At 71.1% G+C, this 17,848-nt stretch carries 20 protein-coding genes and 1 tRNA gene; 7 read left to right on the top strand and 14 right to left on the bottom strand.

The annotated features are described in order from the left end of the window. Positions 1-85: 85 nt before the first annotated feature. Positions 86-781 (bottom strand): CoA pyrophosphatase, encoded by a 696-nt coding sequence (locus tag AB0F03_RS24235; protein WP_361995460.1) that lies wholly within the window; start codon positions 779-781, stop codon positions 86-88. 55 nt (positions 782-836) lie between these two features. After that, the gene (nth, locus tag AB0F03_RS24230) at positions 837-1,883 is read right to left on the bottom strand and encodes an endonuclease III (RefSeq protein WP_361995458.1); all 1,047 of its coding nucleotides are present in this window, start codon (positions 1,881-1,883) and stop codon (positions 837-839) included. Between the two features lie 214 nt (positions 1,884-2,097). Here nth and AB0F03_RS24225 point away from each other — a divergent pair, with 214 nt between their 5' ends. Beyond that, positions 2,098-2,772 (top strand): Crp/Fnr family transcriptional regulator, encoded by a 675-nt coding sequence (locus tag AB0F03_RS24225; protein WP_030734182.1) that lies wholly within the window; start codon positions 2,098-2,100, stop codon positions 2,770-2,772. A 156-nt stretch (positions 2,773-2,928) separates the two neighbouring features. On the opposite strand, the gene AB0F03_RS24220 is transcribed toward AB0F03_RS24225, so the two are convergent. The 4 genes from AB0F03_RS24220 to AB0F03_RS24205 all read right to left on the bottom strand — a co-directional run bounded on the left by AB0F03_RS24220 (position 2,929) and on the right by AB0F03_RS24205 (position 5,351). After that, a complete protein-coding gene (locus tag AB0F03_RS24220; protein WP_361995456.1) occupies positions 2,929-3,759 on the bottom strand; it encodes an MBL fold metallo-hydrolase in 831 nt (276 codons plus the stop codon). After that, on the bottom strand, positions 3,756-4,661 hold the full coding sequence (locus tag AB0F03_RS24215) for an NUDIX hydrolase (RefSeq protein WP_361995454.1): 906 nt from the start codon (positions 4,659-4,661) through the stop codon (positions 3,756-3,758). The genes AB0F03_RS24220 and AB0F03_RS24215 overlap by 4 nt, the downstream gene beginning before the upstream one ends. Positions 4,662-4,728: 67 nt before the next feature. Beyond that, complete coding sequence (locus AB0F03_RS24210; protein ID WP_361995452.1) at positions 4,729-5,193, bottom strand: RidA family protein; 465 nt, start codon at positions 5,191-5,193, stop codon at positions 4,729-4,731. Next, the gene (locus AB0F03_RS24205) at positions 5,190-5,351 is read right to left on the bottom strand and encodes a DUF4177 domain-containing protein (RefSeq protein WP_003975360.1); all 162 of its coding nucleotides are present in this window, start codon (positions 5,349-5,351) and stop codon (positions 5,190-5,192) included. The genes AB0F03_RS24210 and AB0F03_RS24205 overlap by 4 nt, the downstream gene beginning before the upstream one ends. Positions 5,352-5,446: 95 nt before the next feature. Here AB0F03_RS24205 and AB0F03_RS24200 point away from each other — a divergent pair, with 95 nt between their 5' ends. Both AB0F03_RS24200 and AB0F03_RS24195 read left to right on the top strand, forming a co-directional pair. Continuing rightward, entirely contained in the window at positions 5,447-6,424 is a 978-nt protein-coding gene (locus AB0F03_RS24200; RefSeq protein WP_361995450.1) for an ArsA-related P-loop ATPase, read from the top strand. Then, positions 6,421-7,890 (top strand): ArsA family ATPase, encoded by a 1,470-nt coding sequence (locus tag AB0F03_RS24195; protein ID WP_361995449.1) that lies wholly within the window; start codon positions 6,421-6,423, stop codon positions 7,888-7,890. Before AB0F03_RS24200 ends, AB0F03_RS24195 begins: the two co-directional genes overlap by 4 nt. Before the next feature lie 253 nt (positions 7,891-8,143). Here the strand turns inward: AB0F03_RS24195 and wblA are convergent, their stop codons facing one another. Next, entirely contained in the window at positions 8,144-8,482 is a 339-nt protein-coding gene (gene wblA / locus AB0F03_RS24190) for a transcriptional regulator WblA (RefSeq protein WP_361995448.1), read from the bottom strand. A gap of 491 nt (positions 8,483-8,973) precedes the next feature. On the opposite strand from wblA, the gene AB0F03_RS24185 reads away from it, so the two are divergent. Next, positions 8,974-11,307, top strand: coding sequence for a transglycosylase domain-containing protein (locus AB0F03_RS24185; protein ID WP_361995446.1), 2,334 nt, complete (start codon positions 8,974-8,976; stop codon positions 11,305-11,307). 337 nt (positions 11,308-11,644) lie between these two features. Here the strand turns inward: AB0F03_RS24185 and AB0F03_RS24180 are convergent, their stop codons facing one another. Further along, complete coding sequence (locus AB0F03_RS24180; RefSeq protein ID WP_361995444.1) at positions 11,645-12,112, bottom strand: GatB/YqeY domain-containing protein; 468 nt, start codon at positions 12,110-12,112, stop codon at positions 11,645-11,647. A gap of 94 nt (positions 12,113-12,206) precedes the next feature. Here AB0F03_RS24180 and AB0F03_RS24175 point away from each other — a divergent pair, with 94 nt between their 5' ends. The 3 genes from AB0F03_RS24175 to AB0F03_RS24165 all read left to right on the top strand — a co-directional run bounded on the left by AB0F03_RS24175 (position 12,207) and on the right by AB0F03_RS24165 (position 14,278). After that, positions 12,207-13,133 carry a metallophosphoesterase gene (locus tag AB0F03_RS24175; protein ID WP_361995442.1) on the top strand — a complete coding sequence of 309 codons (927 nt, stop codon included), beginning with the start codon at positions 12,207-12,209 and terminating at the stop codon, positions 13,131-13,133. A gap of 247 nt (positions 13,134-13,380) precedes the next feature. Further along, positions 13,381-14,139, top strand: coding sequence for a Pr6Pr family membrane protein (locus AB0F03_RS24170; protein WP_361995441.1), 759 nt, complete (start codon positions 13,381-13,383; stop codon positions 14,137-14,139). 65 nt (positions 14,140-14,204) lie between these two features. Next, a tRNA-Pro gene (locus AB0F03_RS24165) sits at positions 14,205-14,278 on the top strand. Between the two features lie 94 nt (positions 14,279-14,372). On the opposite strand, the gene AB0F03_RS24160 is transcribed toward AB0F03_RS24165, so the two are convergent. From AB0F03_RS24160 to AB0F03_RS24135, 6 genes are all read right to left on the bottom strand, one after another. Continuing rightward, positions 14,373-15,542, bottom strand: coding sequence for a site-specific integrase (locus AB0F03_RS24160; RefSeq protein WP_361995439.1), 1,170 nt, complete (start codon positions 15,540-15,542; stop codon positions 14,373-14,375). Next, positions 15,542-15,724, bottom strand: a complete 183-nt coding sequence (locus AB0F03_RS24155; protein ID WP_361995437.1) for a helix-turn-helix domain-containing protein — start codon at positions 15,722-15,724, stop codon at positions 15,542-15,544. Before AB0F03_RS24155 ends, AB0F03_RS24160 begins: the two co-directional genes overlap by 1 nt. Continuing rightward, complete coding sequence (locus tag AB0F03_RS24150; protein ID WP_361995435.1) at positions 15,717-17,009, bottom strand: replication initiator; 1,293 nt, start codon at positions 17,007-17,009, stop codon at positions 15,717-15,719. Before AB0F03_RS24150 ends, AB0F03_RS24155 begins: the two co-directional genes overlap by 8 nt. A gap of 153 nt (positions 17,010-17,162) precedes the next feature. Next, positions 17,163-17,408 (bottom strand): SpdD protein, encoded by a 246-nt coding sequence (locus tag AB0F03_RS24145; protein WP_361995433.1) that lies wholly within the window; start codon positions 17,406-17,408, stop codon positions 17,163-17,165. 25 nt (positions 17,409-17,433) lie between these two features. Beyond that, positions 17,434-17,628, bottom strand: coding sequence for a hypothetical protein (locus AB0F03_RS24140; protein ID WP_094054604.1), 195 nt, complete (start codon positions 17,626-17,628; stop codon positions 17,434-17,436). Between the two features lie 15 nt (positions 17,629-17,643). Further along, a complete protein-coding gene (locus tag AB0F03_RS24135; RefSeq protein ID WP_004986816.1) occupies positions 17,644-17,835 on the bottom strand; it encodes a mobile element transfer protein in 192 nt (63 codons plus the stop codon). Positions 17,836-17,848 lie beyond the last annotated feature (13 nt).

Genomic DNA, 17,848 nt, shown 5'->3' with positions numbered 1-17,848 from the left:
CCCCGCGGCCCGGCCGGGGGTCCGGCACGCCACGCAGTGGCTGAGGACACGGCGTCCCCGGAAGACACAGCACGGGATCACCCTGTCATGCGCGCCAGTCGAGCGGGACCTGCTTCTCCCGGTCCCAGGGACGCTCCCAGCCCGCGTAGTACAGCAGGCGGTCGATCACTCCGGCCGTGAAGCCCCAGACGAGGGCCGATTCGACCAGGAATGCCGGGCCGCGGTGGCCGCTGGGGTGCACGGCGGTGGCACGGTTGACGGGGTCCGTGAGATCCGCCACGGGCACCGTGAAGACCCGAGCGGTCTCGTTCGGGTCGACCACGCCGACCGGGCTGGGCTCGCGCCACCAGCCGAGCACCGGGGTGACGACGAAGCCGCTGACCGGGATGTACAGCCGGGGCAGCACGCCGAAGAGCTGCACACCGGACGGGTCGAGCCCGGTCTCCTCCTCGGCCTCACGCAGCGCGGCCCGCAGGGGTCCCTCGCCGTGCGGGTCGCCGTCCTGCGGGTCCAGCGCACCGCCCGGGAAGGACGGCTGACCGGCGTGCGAACGCAGCGAGCCCGCGCGCTCCATGAGCAGCAGCTCGGGGCCGCGCCGGCCCTCGCCGAACAGGATCAGGACGGCCGACTGCCGCCCCGAGCCGTTCTCCGGCGGCAGGAAGCGGCTCAGCTGGAGCGGCTGGACGGTCTCGGCGGCGCGCGCCACGGGATCCAGCCAGTCCGGCAGCCCTTCCTCGCTGAGCGCCACCGAACCGCCCTGCGTGTCACTGGTACTCGTCATCGCCACCCCCGTCGCTCTGCCCACTCCAACGCCCGAGGGGCCCGGGATCGTTCCGTCACGCGGCCCCCAGTGGCGGCGCCGGCCTGCCGCCCGCGTCCAGGTAGGCCTGCGGGGGCTTGAGCCGCTGGCCGGGGAAGCCGCCCTTCTCGTACTTCAGGAGCTTCTTCGCCTTCTCGGGGTCGGTCTCGCCCTCACCGTAGGCCGGGCAGAGCGGGGCGACGGGGCAGGCGCCGCAGGCGGGCTTGCGGGCGTGGCAGATGCGGCGGCCGTGCCAGATGACGTGGTGGGACAGGTCGGTCCAGTCGGCCTTCGGGAAGAGCGCGCCGATGGCGGCCTCGATCTTGTCGGGGTCGCTCTCGTCGGTCCACCGCCAGCGCCGGACCAGCCGCTGGAAGTGCGTGTCGACGGTGATCCCGGGCCGCCCGAACGCGTTGCCGAGGACGACGAAGGCCGTCTTGCGGCCGACGCCGGGCAGCTTGACCAGGTCCTCCAGCCTGCCGGGCACCTCGCCGCCGAAGTCCTCGGCGAGGGCCTTGGAGAGCCCTATGACCGACCTGGTCTTGGCCCGGAAGAAGCCGCAGGGGCGCAAAATCTCCTCGACCTCCTCCGGGTTGGCGGCGGCGAGATCCTCGGGGGTGGGGTACTTGGCGAAGAGCGCCGGGGTCGTCTGGTTGACCCTCAGGTCGGTGGTCTGGGCCGACAGCACGGTGGCGACGAGCAGCTGGAAGGGGTTCTCGAAGTCCAGCTCGGGGTGGGCGTACGGGTACACCTCGGCCAGCTCGCGGTTGATGCGGCGGGCACGGCGGACCAGGGCGGTCCGGGACTCACCGCCGGCCGGCCCTCCGGCGGAGGTGACCTTTTCCGCGGCCGCCTTCTCGGCGGGCTTCTTCACGCTCGCCGTCTTCTCGTTCTTCACGCTCGCCGTCTTCTCGGCGGCCTTCTTGGCGACCTTCTTGACAGGCGCGGCCTTCTTCGCGGCGTCGACAACCTTTTTAGCCGATTTGCCTGTTTTATTACTTTCCTCGGGGACCTGTTCGCCCACGGCGGAATCCCGACGTACAACCACCCGCCCAGCCCCCTTGGCCTGTGCTCTCACCGGCATTTTGGATACCCGACCAGCCTAGGGCCCGGCACCGTGATCCGTCCCGGACCCGGCTCACCGGCCCCCGATTGGACCCCTGACGCTTACCCCGGGACACGTGTGCGGCATCCTTGTGACAGATCACACTGTTTGGACCGTCCGGCAAAACGGGGAACACGGTCCCCTGGCACGCGGGGAGCACCATCCCCTGAGCAGGTCGACAAGGAGATAACTCGTGGACGACGTTCTGCGGCGCAACCCGCTCTTCGCGGCACTCGACGACGAGCAGGCCGCGGAGCTTCGCGCCTCCATGAGTGAGGTGACCCTGGCACGCGGCGACTCGCTGTTCCACGAAGGCGACCCCGGAGACCGGCTGTACGTCGTCACCGAGGGCAAGGTGAAGCTGCACCGCACCTCCCCCGACGGCCGCGAGAACATGCTCGCCGTCGTCGGACCCGGTGAGCTGATCGGCGAGCTGTCGCTGTTCGACCCCGGCCCCCGTACGGCCACGGCGACCGCGCTCACCGAGGTCAAGCTGCTCGGCCTCGGGCACGGCGACCTCCAGCCCTGGCTGAACGTCCGCCCGGAGGTGGCCGGCGCCCTGCTGCGCGCCGTCGCCCGCCGGCTGCGCAAGACCAACGACGCGATGTCCGACCTGGTCTTCTCGGACGTCCCCGGCCGCGTGGCCCGGGCCCTGCTGGACCTCTCCCGCCGCTTCGGCGTGCAGTCCGAGGAGGGCATCCACGTCGTCCACGACCTCACCCAGGAGGAGCTGGCCCAGCTGGTCGGTGCCTCCCGCGAGACCGTGAACAAGGCCCTGGCCGACTTCGCCCAGCGCGGGTGGCTGCGTCTGGAGGCGCGGGCCGTCATCCTGCTGGACGTCGAACGGCTGGCCAAGAGGTCGCGCTGACGCCGGGCTCCGTCCCACAGCCCCGGGGCCCGCTGCACGCGCGGACGGGCCCCGCTGCCGCATCCGGTGCGTGCCGCCCAGCCCCTCGCCCGGGTCCGCCGGACCGGTCGACGGGCGCCCACGCGCGCGTGCGCGGCATGCGGGCCCCACGGCCGGCTAGATCAGCCCGTGCTCGCTGAGGTAGTCCAGCTGGGCCCGCACCGACAGTTCCGCCGCCGGCCACAGCGAGCGGTCCACGTCGGCGTACACGTGGGCGACGACCTCGGCCGGGGCGCGGTAGCCGTTCTCGACCGCCGTCTCCACCTGCGCGAGCCGGTGGGCGCGGTGGGCGAGGTAGAACTCGACGGCGCCCTGGGCGTCGTCCAGGACCGGCCCGTGGCCCGGCAGGACGGTGTGCACGCCGTCGTCCACCGTCAGGGACCGCAGCCGCCGCAAGGAGTCCAGATAGTCGCCGAGCCGCCCGTCGGGGTGGGCCACGAGGGTCGTACCGCGGCCGAGGACGGTGTCACCCGTCAGCACGGCCCGGTCGGCCGGGAGATGGAAGGACAGCGAGTCGGCGGTGTGCCCGGGGGTCGGCACGACGCGCAGCTCCAGACCGCCGGTGGTGACCACGTCGCCGGCGGCCAGGCCCTCGTCACCGAGCCGCAGCGCCGGGTCCAGGGCACGCACGCGCGTACCGGTCAGCCCGGCGAAACGGGCGGCGCCCTCGGCGTGGTCGGGGTGGCCGTGGGTGAGCAGGATCAGGGCTATGCGCTTGCCGGCCTTCTCGGCCGTGTCCACGACGTTGCGCAGATGGCCGTCGTCCAGCGGACCCGGGTCGATCACCACCGCGAGATCGGAGTCGGGCTCGGCGACGAGCCAGGTGTTGGTGCCGTCCAGCGTCATCGCGGAGGCGTTGGGCGCGAGGACGTTGACGGCCCGTTCGGTGGCGGGCCCCGAGAGGACTCCGCCGCGGGGCTGGCCCGGCAGGGCTGCTGCGTCGGTCATGCGGGGCCTCCACCGGTCTTCTCAGCGGTCGTCGGAGCCGTCGTCGCGGCGACCGGGACGTGTTTGGTGAACTCGTCGTGCCCGGGCCAGGAGAGGACGATCTCGCCGTCTCGCAGGCGGGCCCGGGCCAGGACCGGGGTCATGTCGCGCGCGGGAGCGGCGGCGAGCGCCTCGGCGGCGGTGGCGTACGGCAGCAGCTGGCGCAGGGTGGCGATGGTGGGCGGCATCATCAGCAGCTCACCCCCGTCGTACCCGGCGGCGGCCTCCTCGGGGCGGATCCACACCGTGCGGTCGGCCTCGGTGGAGGCGTTGCGGGTGCGCTGCCCCTCGGGCAGGACGGCCACGAAGAACCAGGTGTCGTAGCGGCGGGCCTCGAACTCCGGGGTGATCCAGCGGGTCCAGGCACCCAGCAGGTCCGAGCGCAGCACCAGGCCGCGCCGGCCGAGGAACTCGGCGAAGGACAGCTCACGCGCCACCAGGGCCGCGCGGTCGGCCTCCCAGTCCTCGCCGGTGGTGTCGCCGACGACCGAGTCCGGGCCGGGTCCGGCGAGGAGCACACCGGCCTCCTCGTAGGTCTCGCGGACGGCCGCGCACACGATGGCCTGGGCACCCGCCTCGTCGACGCCGAGCCGCCGCGCCCACCACGCGCGCGTGGGGCCCGCCCAGCGGACCCGGCCGTCGTCGTCGCGCGGGTCGACACCGCCGCCGGGATACGCATACGCGCCTCCGGCGAAGGCCATGGAGGCGCGTCTGCGCAGCATGTGGACGGCCGGACCGGCGACGGTGTCCCGCAGGAGCAGCACCGTGGCCGCGCGCCGGGGGGACACCGGGGTGAGAGTGCCGTCCGCGAGGGCGCGGATGCGGTCCGGCCACTCCGGGGGGTACCACTGACCGTTCGCCATGGCCGGAGGCTATCCCGTGTAGGGCGAATGTTCGAGAGGTACCGAGGTCAGCAGCGCCCCGGCGGGATCACGGGGCCAGCTCGACCTGGATCTCGACCTCGACCGGCGCGTCCAGCGGCAGCACCGCGACACCGACCGCGCTGCGGGCGTGCACACCCTTGTCGCCGAGGACCTCGCCGAGCAGCTCGCTGGCGCCGTTGACGACACCGGGCTGCCCGGTGAAGTCGGACGCCGAGGCGACGAAGCCGACGACCTTCACGACGCGCACGACGCGGTCCAGGTCGCCGGCCACGGACTTCACGGCGGCCAGGGCGTTCAGCGCGCACGTGCGGGCCAGCTCCTTGGCCTCCTCCGGCGTGACCTCGGCGCCCACCTTGCCGGTGACCGGCAGCTTGCCCTGGACCATCGGCAGCTGGCCGGAGGTGTACACGTACACCCCGGACCGCACGGCCGGCTGGTACGCGGCCAGCGGCGGTACGACGTCCGGCAGGGTCAGTCCCAGTTCGGCCAGCCTGGCCTCGACCGCGCTCACGCCTGCTTCTCCCGCTTCAGGTAGGCCACGAGCTGTTCCGGATTGTTCGGCCCGGGCACGACCTGGACGAGCTCCCAGCCGTCCTCGCCCCAGGTGTCCAGAATCTGCTTCGTGGCATGGACGAGCAGCGGCACGGTTGCGTATTCCCACTTGGTCATGGAGCCGACTGTAGCCGCTGTGCCGGAAGGGGCCGGACCTCCCTTATCCACAGCCTCCCGCGTGGTTGTCGGCCGGACTGGTTAGGCTCGAGGACGTGAGCAGGCTCCAGGTCGTCAGCGGCAAGGGCGGGACCGGAAAGACGACGGTCGCCGCAGCCCTCGCGCTGGCCCTCGCGACCGAGGGGAAGCGGACGCTTCTCGTGGAGGTCGAGGGCCGGCAGGGCATCGCACAGCTCTTCGAGACGGAGGCGTTGCCGTATGAGGAGCGCAAGATCGCGGTCGCTCCGGGCGGCGGGGAGGTGTACGCCCTCGCCATAGACCCGGAACTGGCCCTTCTGGACTACCTCCAGATGTTCTACAAACTGGGCGGGGCGGGCAGAGCCCTGAAAAAGCTCGGCGCCATCGACTTCGCCACCACCATCGCCCCCGGCATCAGGGACGTCCTGCTGACCGGCAAGGCGTGCGAGGCGGTGCGCCGCAAGGACAAGAGCGGGCGGTTCATCTACGACTACGTCGTCATGGACGCCCCGCCGACCGGCCGCATCACCCGCTTCCTGAACGTCAACGACGAGGTGGCGGGCCTCGCCAAGATCGGCCCTATACACAATCAGGCGCAGGCCGTGATGAGGGTGCTGAAGTCGCCGGAGACGGCGGTGCACCTGGTGACGCTGCTGGAGGAGATGCCGGTCCAGGAGACCGCCGACGGCATCGCCGAACTGCGCGCGGCGCGGCTGCCGGTGGGCCGGGTCATCGTGAACATGGTCCGGCCGCAGGTGTTGGACGCGGACGACCTGGAACTCGTACGGGACGTGGAGCGTTCATCGGTTGCGCGGGCGCTCTCGGCCGCCGGTCTGGGCGGGGCCCGGCGGGGCGGGAACGCCGAGAGGCTGGTGGACCCGCTGCTGGCGCAGGCCGCGGAGTACGCCGAGCGGTACGCGCTGGAGCAGGAGCAGCGTGCGGCCCTCGGCGAGCTGGGCCTGCCGCTGGACGAACTGCCGCTGCTCGCCGAGGGCATGGACCTGGCGGGCCTGTACGAACTCGCCACCGAGCTGCGGAAGCAGGGGTTGTCATGAGTCCGGACCCGGCCGAGGAGCGGGAGGCCTCCGAGGAGTGGGAGACCTCCGAGGCGCGGTCCTCCGAGGCGCCGGAAACCCCCGGGGGGTCGGAGACTTCCGGGCGGCCGGAGACTTCCGGGCGGCCGGCGGAACCCGAGGGGCAGGGGGCTGTCGGGGTGGCGGACACCGGCCGCCGGCTCTCCCCCGCGCGCGTGCTCGACATCGATCCACTGCTGGACGACCCGAAGACCCGGATCGTGGTGTGCTGCGGCTCGGGCGGAGTGGGCAAGACGACGACCGCGGCGGCCCTCGGGCTGCGGGCCGCCGAGCGGGGCCGCAAGGTGGTCGTCCTGACCATCGACCCGGCCAGGCGGCTGGCCCAGTCGATGGGCATCGACTCGCTCGACAACGTGCCGCGCCGGGTGAAGGGCACGGAGGGCGACGGCGAGCTGCACGCCATGATGCTCGACATGAAGCGCACCTTCGACGAGGTCGTGGAGGCGCACGCGGACTCGGAGCGGGCCGCCGCGATCCTGGCGAACCCCTTCTACCAGTCGCTCTCGGCGGGCTTCGCGGGCACGCAGGAGTACATGGCGATGGAGAAGCTGGGCCAGCTGCGGGCGAGGGAGGAGTGGGACCTGATCGTCGTGGACACCCCGCCGTCCCGTTCGGCGCTGGACTTCCTGGACGCGCCCAAGCGGCTGGGCTCCTTCCTGGACGGTCGCCTCATCCGCCTGCTGACCGCTCCCGCCAAACTGGGCGGACGCGCGGGCATGAAGTTCCTGAACGTCGGCATGTCGATGATGACCGGCACACTGGGCAAGCTGCTGGGCGGCCAGCTGCTGAAGGACGTCCAGACGTTCGTGGCCGCGATGGACACCACCTTCGGCGGGTTCCGTACGCGCGCGGACACCACCTACAAACTGCTCCAGGCGCCCGGCACGGCGTTCCTGGTGGTGGCGGCCCCGGAGCGGGATGCGCTGCGCGAGGCCGCGTACTTCGTCGAGCGGCTGGCCGCGGAGCACATGCCCCTGGTCGGCCTGGTGCTCAACCGGGTGCACGGCAGCGGAGCCGGCGGGCTGTCGGCAGAACGTGCGCTCGCGGCCGCGGAAAATCTTGAGGACGCCCGCATTGTGGATCAGGGGGGCGGGAAAGCTGGACTTCGTAACTCTCCCGACCCGCACGGCAGTTCACCATCTCCCGCATCCGAGACCGCAGCCGCCGCCCCAGCCGCTGCCGCCGAGGAAGGCTCCCCCGCCGACGCGGAACGCTCCGTCGACCAACTCGCCGCGGCCCTGCTGCGGCTGCACGCCGAGCGCATGCAACTGCTCTCGCGCGAGCAGCGCACGCGTGACCGTTTCGCCGCCCGACACCCCGAGGTGGCGGTGGTGGAAGTGCCCGCACTGCCCGGCGACGTCCACGACCTCACGGGCCTGCGGAACATCGGCGACCGGCTGGCGGACGGGCGGCCGGCACACCCGTAGGCACACACGCCGCACCCACGGCAGGAGCACGCGCCGTGGGGGTTCTCGCCTCGCGTACCGAGGTACGCCGGCACGCGTGCGACGGTCGCGGGCGCCGTACGCAGCGCACGTCGTTCGGACATCGTTCGGACGCCGTTGCCGTACGCGACGGGCGTCGACGCCCGGGCACACGGCGGACGGAGGCCTACCGGGCGCGGTTGCCGTGGGGGGTCTGCCGGAACGGTGGATTCCGGATGTGCGCCCGGGGATGCCGTCAGCTCACCGCCGCATAGTCCTCGTAGACCTCGTCGTGGTCGAGGGACACGATCCCGACGCCCCGCTCGTACTCCGAGCGGGCGGTCTCCAGCAGCCTGCGCCAAGAAGTCACGGTGGGCCGCCGGCGCAGCAGTGCGCGGCGCTCCCGCTCCGTCATGCCTCCCCACACGCCGAACTCCACACGGTTGTCCAGCGCGTCCGCCAGGCACTCCGTGCGCACCGGGCATCCGGTGCACACCGCCTTGGCCCTGTTCTGCGCTGCTCCCTGAACGAACAGTTCATCCGGATCCGTAGTGCGGCAGGCAGCCTGCGCACTCCAGTCGGTTACCCAGCCCATACCGGCGCCGTCCTCTCCCGAATCGAGGCTCCCCCACGGCGGCAGCGGCATATGCACCGCCGCCAGTTGAGGACGTTACGGAAGGTCGACACAGCGCAACACCCCCTTCGGGCCCAATCTTGGATGGCCCGAACGGACTATGGGTAAGCGGCAGATCACCCGCGGGAGTGAGCTGGCGACAAGCGCGACCATCCCGGCAAAACGGGACAGCTGCGGTGCGCCACATCGGGCACCAGGTGACACACGAGGCGGTTTCGGGCGCGTCGGCCCCGGAAACGGGCGCGCGCCCTGGTGATTACGGGCTACGACCGGAACGATTCGGGGTCGCCGGACGTCGTACGCGTGTGACCGCATCGCTGTGACAGTCGAGAGCAGCTTAGGCCAACGCCTGCATGCGTGTCCGGCGAACGGGAAGGTGGACATCCCGGTTCGCCGTGTCGTGACACGGTCGCTCCTTAGGAACGCTCAACAGTACGGATTAGGCTGCCCCCATGCCAAAGAAGCGCTCGGGTGGCGGTCTGTCGCCAACGCAGCAGGCCGCCAAGTTCCTCGGTGTCAGTGTGCTCGCCGGAGCCGTGCTGGCGGGCATCGCGCTGCCCGCGGCCGGCGCGCTGGGTCTCGCGGCCAAGGGATCGGTGCAGAGCTTCGACGAGATCCCGGCCAACCTCAAGAGTCCCCAGCTCAGCCAGCGCACGACCATCCTGGACGACCGCGGGAAACAGATCGCGACCGTCTACTCCCGCGACCGCACGGTGGTCGACCTCAAGGACATCTCGCCGTACATGCAGAAGGCGATCGTCGCGATCGAGGACTCGCGCTTCTACCAGCACGGCGCGGTCGACCTCAAGGGTGTGCTGCGCGCCCTGAACAAGAACGCGCAGAGCGGCGGGGTCGCCCAGGGCGCCTCCACGCTCACCCAGCAGCTGGTGAAGAACTACTTCATCGAGGAGGCCGGTGACGATCCGACGAAGGTCGCCGAGGCCACCCAGCAGACCCTCGGGCGCAAGATCCGCGAGCTGAAGTACGCCATCCAGATCGAGGACAAGCTCGGCAAGAAGAAGATCCTCGAGAACTACCTGAACATCACCTTCTTCGGTGAGCAGGCCTACGGCGTCGAGGCCGCCGCCCAGCGTTACTTCTCCAAGCACGCCAAGAACCTGAATCTCCAGGAGTCGGCCCTCCTCGCCGGCATCGTGCAGTCACCGAGCCGCTACGACCCGGTGAACGACGAGGCCGAGGCCACCAAGCGGCGCAACACCGTGCTCCAGCGCATGGCGGAGGTCGGTGACATCTCCCAGAAGGAGGCCGACGAGGCCAAGCAGAAGCCGGTCGAGCTGGACCCCAGCCATCCCAAGAACGGCTGCATCACCGCCGTGAAGGGCGCCGGCTTCTTCTGTGACTACGTCCGCCAGATCCTCCTCACCGACAAGTCCTTCGGCAAGACCCGGGAGGCGCGGTCGAAGCTCTGGAACCGGGGCGGCCTGACGATCCGTACGACACTCGACCCGCAGGCCCAGCGCTCCGTGCAGGCGTCCCTCAAGGATCATGTCTACGAGAGCGACTCCGTGGCCACCGCCGCGACCATCGTGGAGCCCGGCACCGGCAAGATCCTCGCGATGGGCCAGTCCCGCCCGTACGGCGTCAACACCAAGAACCACGAGACGACGATCAACCTGTCCGTGAACCAGGACATGGGCGGCGGCGCCGGCTACCAGCCCGGTTCCACGTTCAAGCCGATCGTCGCCGCGGCGGCCATCGAGGGCGGGAAGCCCGCCACGCAGGAGTACTCGTCGCCGTACGAGATGGCGTACCCCAGCCCCGTGTCCGCGTGCAACGGCAAGACCTGGCACGACGACCCGAACCGCCCCACGAAGCTGACCAACGAGAACGAGTCGGAGCACGGCCCGTACGGTATGAAGGAGGCGACCGCGAAGTCGGTCAACACCTACTACGTGCAGCTGATAAGCGACATCGGCATCTGCCCGGTGATCGACATGGCCCACAGGATGGGCGTGCAGCGCGCGGACGGCCGCAAGGTCCAGCAGGCACCCTCCATCGCGCTCGGCACCCAGGAGATGTCCCCGCTGACGATGGCGAACGCGTACGCCACCTTCGCCGCGCGCGGGATGTACTGCACGCCGGTCGCCATCGACTCGATCACCCAGAAGGTGGGCAGCGAGCAGAAGTCCCTGGAGGTGCCGAAGTCGACCTGCTCGCGGGCGATGTCGGAGAACACCGCCGACACGGTGAGCACGCTCCTCAAGGGCGTGGTCGAGGACGGCACGGGTCAGGAGGCCGGTCTCGGCAGCCGCCCGAGCGCGGGCAAGACGGGTACGACGGACGAGCGCTACGCGGCCTGGTTCGTCGGCTACACCCCGAACATGGCCGGCGCGGTCTGGGTCGGCGACCCGCAGCACAAGCGCCGGATGGTCGACATCACCATCGGCGGCGTCCCGCACGCCAAGGTCTACGGCGGTGAGGTCCCCGGCCCCATCTGGCGCGACATGATGTCCGGCGCCCTGGAGGGCAAGCCCGCACCGGACTTCCATCTGATCGACATCCCCGACGACACCCACAACGGGGGTGATCAGGGAAAAGGGGACGGGGGGACGGACGACGGCAACAACGGGACCGCGCCGGGGCAGGTGACCGGCGGGCTGATCGCCGGTCTGACGGACGGGGGCACGACGGACGGCGGCGCAACGGGTGACCAGGGCACCGGCGGCACCCTGCCGACACCGACGTTCTCCCTCCCCGGCAACTTCATCCAGGGCCAGCTGAACGGCGGCAACAACGGCCACGGCCACGGCGGCCACCGGGGCTAGCCACGGCGCGACAGGGCCGTGCGGCACGTCCGTGCGACAGGACCGAGCGACGTGACCGTGCAGTACGACCACGAGGCCGCACCGGTGTTCCCGGGTGCGGCCTCGCGGTCATGATCGTGGTCGTGGTCGTGGTCGTGAAGCCGAGTGGTCCGGCCACGCGGCAGCGGCTCAGTCCTGCCAAGCGTCTTCCGCCGGCCCAGCCCTGGAGCAGCCGCTTCAGACGGCTCGACGCCGGCGCAGCCTCTCGACTCGGCTCAATCCTTGCGCAGCTTCTTCACGCCGCCGACCTCGCGCGGCCTCTTGACCGGCTCGACCCGGCGCGGCCACTTCACGCGGCTCAGCCCTGGAGTAGCTTCTTCACCGCGGTGGCGACCCGGCCGCCCTCGGCCAGACCCGCCACCTTCGGGTTCACGATCTTCATGACGGCGCCCATGGCCCGCGGCCCCTCGGCGCCGGCCGCCTTCGCCTCCGCCACGGCCTGGGCGACGATCGTGTTCAGCTCGTCGTCGGACAGCTGCTTGGGCAGGTACCCGGCGAGCAGCTCGCCCTCGGCCTTCTCCCGCTCGGCCTGCTCGGCACGGCCGCCCTGCGCGAAGGCCTCCGCGGCCTCACGGCGCTTCTTCGCCTCACGGGCGATCACCTTGAGCACCTCGTCGTCCGAAAGCTCCCGCTTCTCCTCGCCCGCGACCTCCTCCTTGGTGATCGCGGTGAGCGTCAGGCGGAGCGTCGAGGAACGCAGCTCGTCGCGCCCCTTGATCGCGGCGTTGAGGTCGTCGTGCAGCTTCGACTTGAGCGTGGTGGTCATGTGCCCGATTGTCGCAGGTGCCCCGCCCGGTACGCCCGCTCATTTATCCGGTGGCCGTTCTCGCCCCGGCCAACCGGTCTGACACGATGGGGACATGCGCGCGCGATACGGAATCCCCCTGGGCATCCTGGCGGCCGGCTCCGCCGGCCTGGTGTATGCGGCGGGCTTCGAGGCCCGGTCCTTCCGCCTGCGACGGGTCACCGTCCCGGTGCTGCCCCCGGGCATGCGCCCCCTGCGCGTCCTCCAGGTCTCCGACATCCACATGGTCGGCGGCCAGCGCAAGAAGCAGCGCTGGCTGCGGTCACTGGCCGGCCTGCGCCCGGACTTCGTGATCAACACGGGCGACAACCTGTCGGATCCCGAGGGCGTCCCCGAGGTCCTGGACGCGCTGGGCCCGCTGATGGAGTTCCCGGGCGCGTACGTCTTCGGGTCCAACGACTACTACGGCCCCAAGCTGCGCAACCCCGCCCGCTACCTGCTGGAGAGGACGAGCGGACGCCACGGGCTGAACGGCAACGCGCCGGCGGTGGGCGTCATCCACAACCCGTGGGAGGACCTGCGGGACGGTTTCGACGGGGCGGGCTGGCTCAACCTGACGAACACGCGGGGAGTCCTGAAGATCGAGGGCGTCTCCATCGAGCTGACCGGCCTGGACGACCCCCACATCAAGCGCGACCGCTACGCCCGGGTGGCCGGCGGCCCGTCGGGGACGTACGACTTCTCCCTCGGTGTGGTCCACGCGCCGTACCTGCGGGTCCTGGACGCGTTCACGGCGGACGCCTACCCCCTGGTCCTGGCCGGCCACACCCACGGCGGCCAGCTGTGCATCCCCTTCTACGGCGCCCTGGTCACCAACTGCGACCTGGACACGGACCGGGTGAAGGGCCTCTCCACCCACACGGCCGAGGGCCGCACGTCCTACCTCCACGTCTCAGCAGGCTGCGGCACCAACCGCTACACCCCGGTCCGCTTCGCCTGCCCGCCGGAGGCGACACTGCTGACGCTGGTGGGCAAGGAGTAGGGCGAGCGCCGGCCGGGGAGGCCGCCGTAACCCACGGGCGAGCCTCTTGCGGCACCGGATGGAGGACATCCCGCCCCGGGACCACCCGGAGGGACGCACCTCGCGCCTCCGGCGGGAATCGGCAACGCCGGGGAGGGCCGCCGCCGGCCGCCCCAGCCGGGCCGCGAGCCGCGGAGGCGACAGCGGCCGTCACCCACCCGGCCCAGCCCGTCTCGCCGCCCCCCTCCCCCGCTCCTAGCGTGAGGGCATGACCGCCCCGATACCCAGGGACATCCCGGACCTGCCCGCGATCCCGGGCCCGCCCCTGCTGCTGCCCGCCCCGGTCCCGGCCACTGCGGTGGTGGCCCCGGTCCGGCGCCCCCGGGCTGCGGTGTTCCGCCTCGCCACCGCCGCGCTGGCGGCCGGCGGAGTCGCTCTCGAACTCCTGCTGAGCACCCCGGCCCACGGCCTGAGCTACTTCAGCGTCCAGGCCGACGTCCTGCTGGCCGTGGTGATGTTCCTGTCGGCGAGGAGAGCCTGGCGGGGCCGCCGCCCGCTGCCCTCCGCCGTGACAGGCGCCGCCCTCCTCTACGTCCTGACCGCGGCGCTCGTCTACCACCTGCTCCTGGCCCACACGACGCCCCCGTTCTCCATGATCGGCGCGACGACGCCCCCGGAACGCTGGCACGCCCAGTGGGCGGCACTACAGATCCTCCACACGGTGATCCCGGCAGCGGCCCTGCTGGACTGGCTCCTGCTCACCCCCGCGGCCCGGCTGCACCTGCGCCAGACCGCGTCCTGGCTCGTCTACCCCCTGGCCTACCTGGCCTTCTCCCTCACCCGAGCGGCATTCCTCCCGCCCTCCCACCCGGCCCGCTACCTCTACCCCTTCCTCGACGCAGCCGCCCACGGCTACCGCAGCACCCTGGCCAACGCCCTCCTCCTGGGCCTCGCCATCTACGCCCTGTCCGTCCTCCTCGTGGCCCTGGACCACACCCGCCCGACCCCGGTCCGCCACCGCTGCTGAATCGGATTTCGCCTACAGCCACCGGTGGGCTAAAGTAAACGTCGTCGCCGCGAGAGCAGCGACATCGGGGTGTAGCGCAGCTTGGCAGCGCGCTTCGTTCGGGACGAAGAGGTCGTGGGTTCAAATCCCGCCACCCCGACAGCTAAGTAGCAGGTCAGAGGGCCCTTACCGAATCGGTAAGGGCCCTCTGGCTTTGCTGCGTGTCTAACTGCGTGACTATCGATTCCGAGTGTCTACGACCCTCGCGGATCGGTGCCGAAGATCCCGTCCATGACCACGGCGCCGGTCTGAATGACGGGCCGGATCTGCTTCCGGTACACCTCCTCGGTCACAGCGGTCCCAGAGTGCCCGACGAGCCGCGAAATCTCCTCCAGCGGGACCCCCCGGTCGGAGAGCAGGGACACGAAGCTGTGCCGCAGCTCCCGCGGAGTCCACTCATCGGCGTTGATCCCGTCGATGCCCTTGAGCGCCTGGCGGAAGGCGCGGCGGACGTTGGCGGCGTCGAGCGGCTTGCCCACTGCCGAGGAGAAGACGAGGCCGTGTTCCTCCCAGTCGTCACCAGCGGCGAGCCGGTCCCATCCCTGATCTTCGAACTGCTGCCAGAGGGTATCTACGCAGCGCGCCGGCAGGGCAAGTGTGCGCCGGGACTTGCGAGTCTTCGTGTCCCCACTCCGCCGAACCGAGCGCCAGACGGCGATGTGTGGAGGCTGCGGCGGGTCGAGGTCCGGCCGGCCTTTCAGGAAGACGTGATCCCAGGTGAGGGCACACAGTTCCTCGGTGCGGGCACCGGTCAGCAGTGCGACGACGATGTACGCGTACATCGAGGTCCCCTCGGCCCCCTTGAGCACGGCTTCCGCTTGGGCGAACGTGAGCGCCTTGGAAGGACGCCCCGCCCGTCCCTGAGGCACGGAGCACAGCTCCACGACGTTGCGCTTCACCTTGTCCCGCGCCATGGCCCGCTTGACCGCGCGATTGAGACAGGAGTGGATTCCCTGGAGCGTGCGCGTGCTGAGCGTCTTCGCTTTGGTGGCCAGCCAGCGATCCACGTCCTCCGCGCTCAGCTCGCGTAGCTTGCGCGCGCCGAGCGCGGGAATCACGTGCTTCTGGCTGAGGAGCGTCACGGTCTCAACGGTGCTGGGGTCGAGTCCCGCCAGGCCGTATGTCAGCCAGTCCGTCACGGCATCCTTGACCGTGTAGTTGGTGGGCGCGATGGCAAGACCGTCTTCGTGGTCCCGCAGTACCTCCTTGAGCTTGTTCTTCGCCTCCGTCTTGGTCTTGCCACTCCCCCGCTTGACGATCCGCTTGCCGCTCGGATCGAAGCCGAGGTTCGCCGTGGCGATCCACCGTTGTCTCTTCTCGTCCCAGTGCAGGCCGCCGTCACCGCGGCTCCGACGCGTGGTCATCAGGCCGCACGCTCCATCTGTCCCGCGATGAAGTCGCCCAGGGCAGCGGCGGGGATGCGCCGGCACCGGCCGATGGTGACCGAGGGCAGCCGCCGAGTACGCATCAGGTCGTAGACCGTCGACCGCCCGACCTTCAGTCGAGCCATGACCTCGGCCACGGTCAGCAGCTCGTCGTCACGCATGCGTGGGTTCTCCTTCTGTTCCAGGCGCGGGTTCGAGGGATTCGGTCAGCCAGGCTTCGGTGTCGGTGAGGCCACTCCCGGCGTAGACCCAGTGGGCGAGGACGAGGGTCGTGTCCTGCTCGTTCTGCGGGTCGGCGAGAGCTTGCGCGCGGCGCCATTCGGCACGTGCGTCGCGGAGGGCGCCGAGGGTGGTGGAGTAGCGGCGGGACTTGGTGGAGAAGTGGCCGCGGAAGCCGAGCATGTGGGCCCAGGCCCGTAGGCGGAGGTGTTCGAGGTCCTTGCGGGCGCCGAGGGTCCAGGCGGTGCGGACGAGCCGGCGGGCGTGGTCGCTGATGTCGAGCTGGGCCAGTTCGGCGAGGAACTTCAGCGGCCGGTCGAGAGCACCCGTGGCGGTCTCGGCGCCCTTGGTGGCGTACTTGGCGATGTACGCGGCTACGGCCCGCTCGGTCAGCTCCTGGCCGCCGTCGAAGTCGGCCGAGCGGATGGTGCGGACATCGAGTTGGCGGCCGAAGGCGAAGGCGTGCGCCCGGCCGTCGATGACCGGGCCGTCCACGCGGGCGGCGATGGCGGCGGCCCGGACGGCGTCGGTCAGCAGCTCGACGGTGGCCCAGACGGGAGGCGGGGTGTCGCCGCCGCCGGGGCCGTCGATGCGGACGACGGCGTGAAAGTGGACGGCTCCGCGCTTCTGGTACTCGGCCACCTTGGCGAAGGACACCCGGGCGTACTCGCGGAAGGCCCGCTGCGTGAGGCCGGCGCGCTTGGCGACCTCTCGGCGCAGGTAGGTCGAGAAGCGCCGCCACAGCGGACCGGCGTGCGCGTTCCAGAGCACGGCCGCTTCGTAGTCGTAGCGGTCCGGGTCGAGCGGAGTGCCCAGAGCTGGGTCGTCCTGGTCGTGGAAGGCGCCGCAGCGGCAGCGGCGGACCGAACCGGCCGGGCCGGTGGGGCGGTTGTGGACCGGGCCGAAGCTCGGCGCGGTGAAGGTGGCGAAGACGCGCGGGTGAGCGGCGACGCATTCGGGGACTCCCTTGCCACCGCGCAGTCCGGAGGTGATCAGGTGGAAGGTGTCGCGGCGGTAGACCTCGGCGCAGGCCGCGCACCGGGTCGTGCGGCGGTTGTTGCAGCGGACCAGGAGGTGACCGGCCGGGAGGCTGGAGGAGTGGAGGTGGAGGACGTTGCCGATCTCTCCGGTGCGGGTGTTCACGTCGTACTCGGTGCGGTGGCCGTCGAGGCGGATGGGGTGCGTGCAGCCGCCGAGGCCGGCGAGCTGGCGCAGGAGGGCGGGCATGGTGCCGAGGGCGGCCAGTTCGCCGAGTTCGTGGAGCGGAGGCGGAGTGGCGCGGGTGATGATGGCTTTCTCCTTCTGGTTCGGCTGGAGGGAGACAGCCCCCGGGGCGGCGGATGCTTGGCGGTATCGAGGCCGCCCCGGGGGTTCGGTGCGTCAGCGGCGGTGCTGGTCTCGCAGCAGGGAGCGCAGGACTACGGCGGCGACGGCAACGGAGACGGCCGTGACGGCGACGGCGGCCAGGACCGCGGTCAGCACGACACCACCGACGAGGACGGCCGCGACCGCTCCCGTGCTTACGGAGATCTGAGGGCCGGGACGCCGGGCGGGTGCCGGGTCGGCCACGGTGTGGGGGTACGTGGGCGGCGGCGTCGGGCTGTCGGGGTACTTGGGCAGGAACACGGCGAAGCTCTCCTTACCTAGTCGTCTAGTCATGTGAGCCGTTGACGATGTCCACGCCGGAGCGCGTGCCGGACTCGATGGCCGGGGCCATGAACGTGTGCGAGAGCCAGAAGCCGAAGAGGGCGATCAGGACGACGATCCACGTGCGGACGCCGAGGAACTTGACCGCTCCCCAAGCGAAGAAGCCGAGGACGGCGACAAGCGGGAGGCTGACGGTCACGGTTTTCGGATCCCTTCAGCGGACGGGGCAGCGGTGGGTACGGGCGGCCAGCTCGGCGGCGGCCCGGCTGTCGTAGTCGGCGGAGAAGCCGCAGCGCGGGGCCGTGCAGGCGGCGGTGTGCTTCTCCCGTCCGCGACCGTCGTAGGACGTGCCGACCTGGACGGGGCCGATGCGGGTGACGGAGCGGAAGCGGCGGTTGGCGCTCACGTGGGGTCTCCTT

It is taken from the genome of Streptomyces sp. NPDC028722 (assembly GCF_040637655.1).
Lineage (GTDB): Bacteria > Actinomycetota > Actinomycetes > Streptomycetales > Streptomycetaceae > Streptomyces.
This window is presented reverse-complemented; position numbering and strand designations above follow the sequence as displayed.

Bases quoted from the DNA above. Each gene is read 5' to 3' on its own strand.
- AB0F03_RS24235 (WP_361995460.1), bottom strand. From the start codon at position 781: ATGACGAGTACCAGTGACACGCAGGGCGGTTCGGTGGCGCTCAGCGAG.
- nth (WP_361995458.1), bottom strand. From the start codon at position 1,883: ATGCCGGTGAGAGCACAGGCCAAGGGGGCTGGGCGGGTGGTTGTACGT.
- AB0F03_RS24220 (WP_361995456.1), bottom strand. From the start codon at position 3,759: ATGACCGACGCAGCAGCCCTGCCGGGCCAGCCCCGCGGCGGAGTCCTC.
- AB0F03_RS24215 (WP_361995454.1), bottom strand. From the start codon at position 4,661: ATGGCGAACGGTCAGTGGTACCCCCCGGAGTGGCCGGACCGCATCCGC.
- AB0F03_RS24205 (WP_003975360.1), bottom strand. From the start codon at position 5,351: ATGACCAAGTGGGAATACGCAACCGTGCCGCTGCTCGTCCATGCCACG.
- AB0F03_RS24195 (WP_361995449.1), top strand. From the start codon at position 6,421: ATGAGTCCGGACCCGGCCGAGGAGCGGGAGGCCTCCGAGGAGTGGGAG.
- wblA (WP_361995448.1), bottom strand. From the start codon at position 8,482: ATGGGCTGGGTAACCGACTGGAGTGCGCAGGCTGCCTGCCGCACTACG.
- AB0F03_RS24185 (WP_361995446.1), top strand. From the start codon at position 8,974: ATGCCAAAGAAGCGCTCGGGTGGCGGTCTGTCGCCAACGCAGCAGGCC.
- AB0F03_RS24180 (WP_361995444.1), bottom strand. From the start codon at position 12,112: ATGACCACCACGCTCAAGTCGAAGCTGCACGACGACCTCAACGCCGCG.
- AB0F03_RS24175 (WP_361995442.1), top strand. From the start codon at position 12,207: ATGCGCGCGCGATACGGAATCCCCCTGGGCATCCTGGCGGCCGGCTCC.
- AB0F03_RS24170 (WP_361995441.1), top strand. From the start codon at position 13,381: ATGACCGCCCCGATACCCAGGGACATCCCGGACCTGCCCGCGATCCCG.
- AB0F03_RS24160 (WP_361995439.1), bottom strand. From the start codon at position 15,542: ATGACCACGCGTCGGAGCCGCGGTGACGGCGGCCTGCACTGGGACGAG.
- AB0F03_RS24155 (WP_361995437.1), bottom strand. From the start codon at position 15,724: ATGCGTGACGACGAGCTGCTGACCGTGGCCGAGGTCATGGCTCGACTG.
- AB0F03_RS24150 (WP_361995435.1), bottom strand. From the start codon at position 17,009: ATGCCCGCCCTCCTGCGCCAGCTCGCCGGCCTCGGCGGCTGCACGCAC.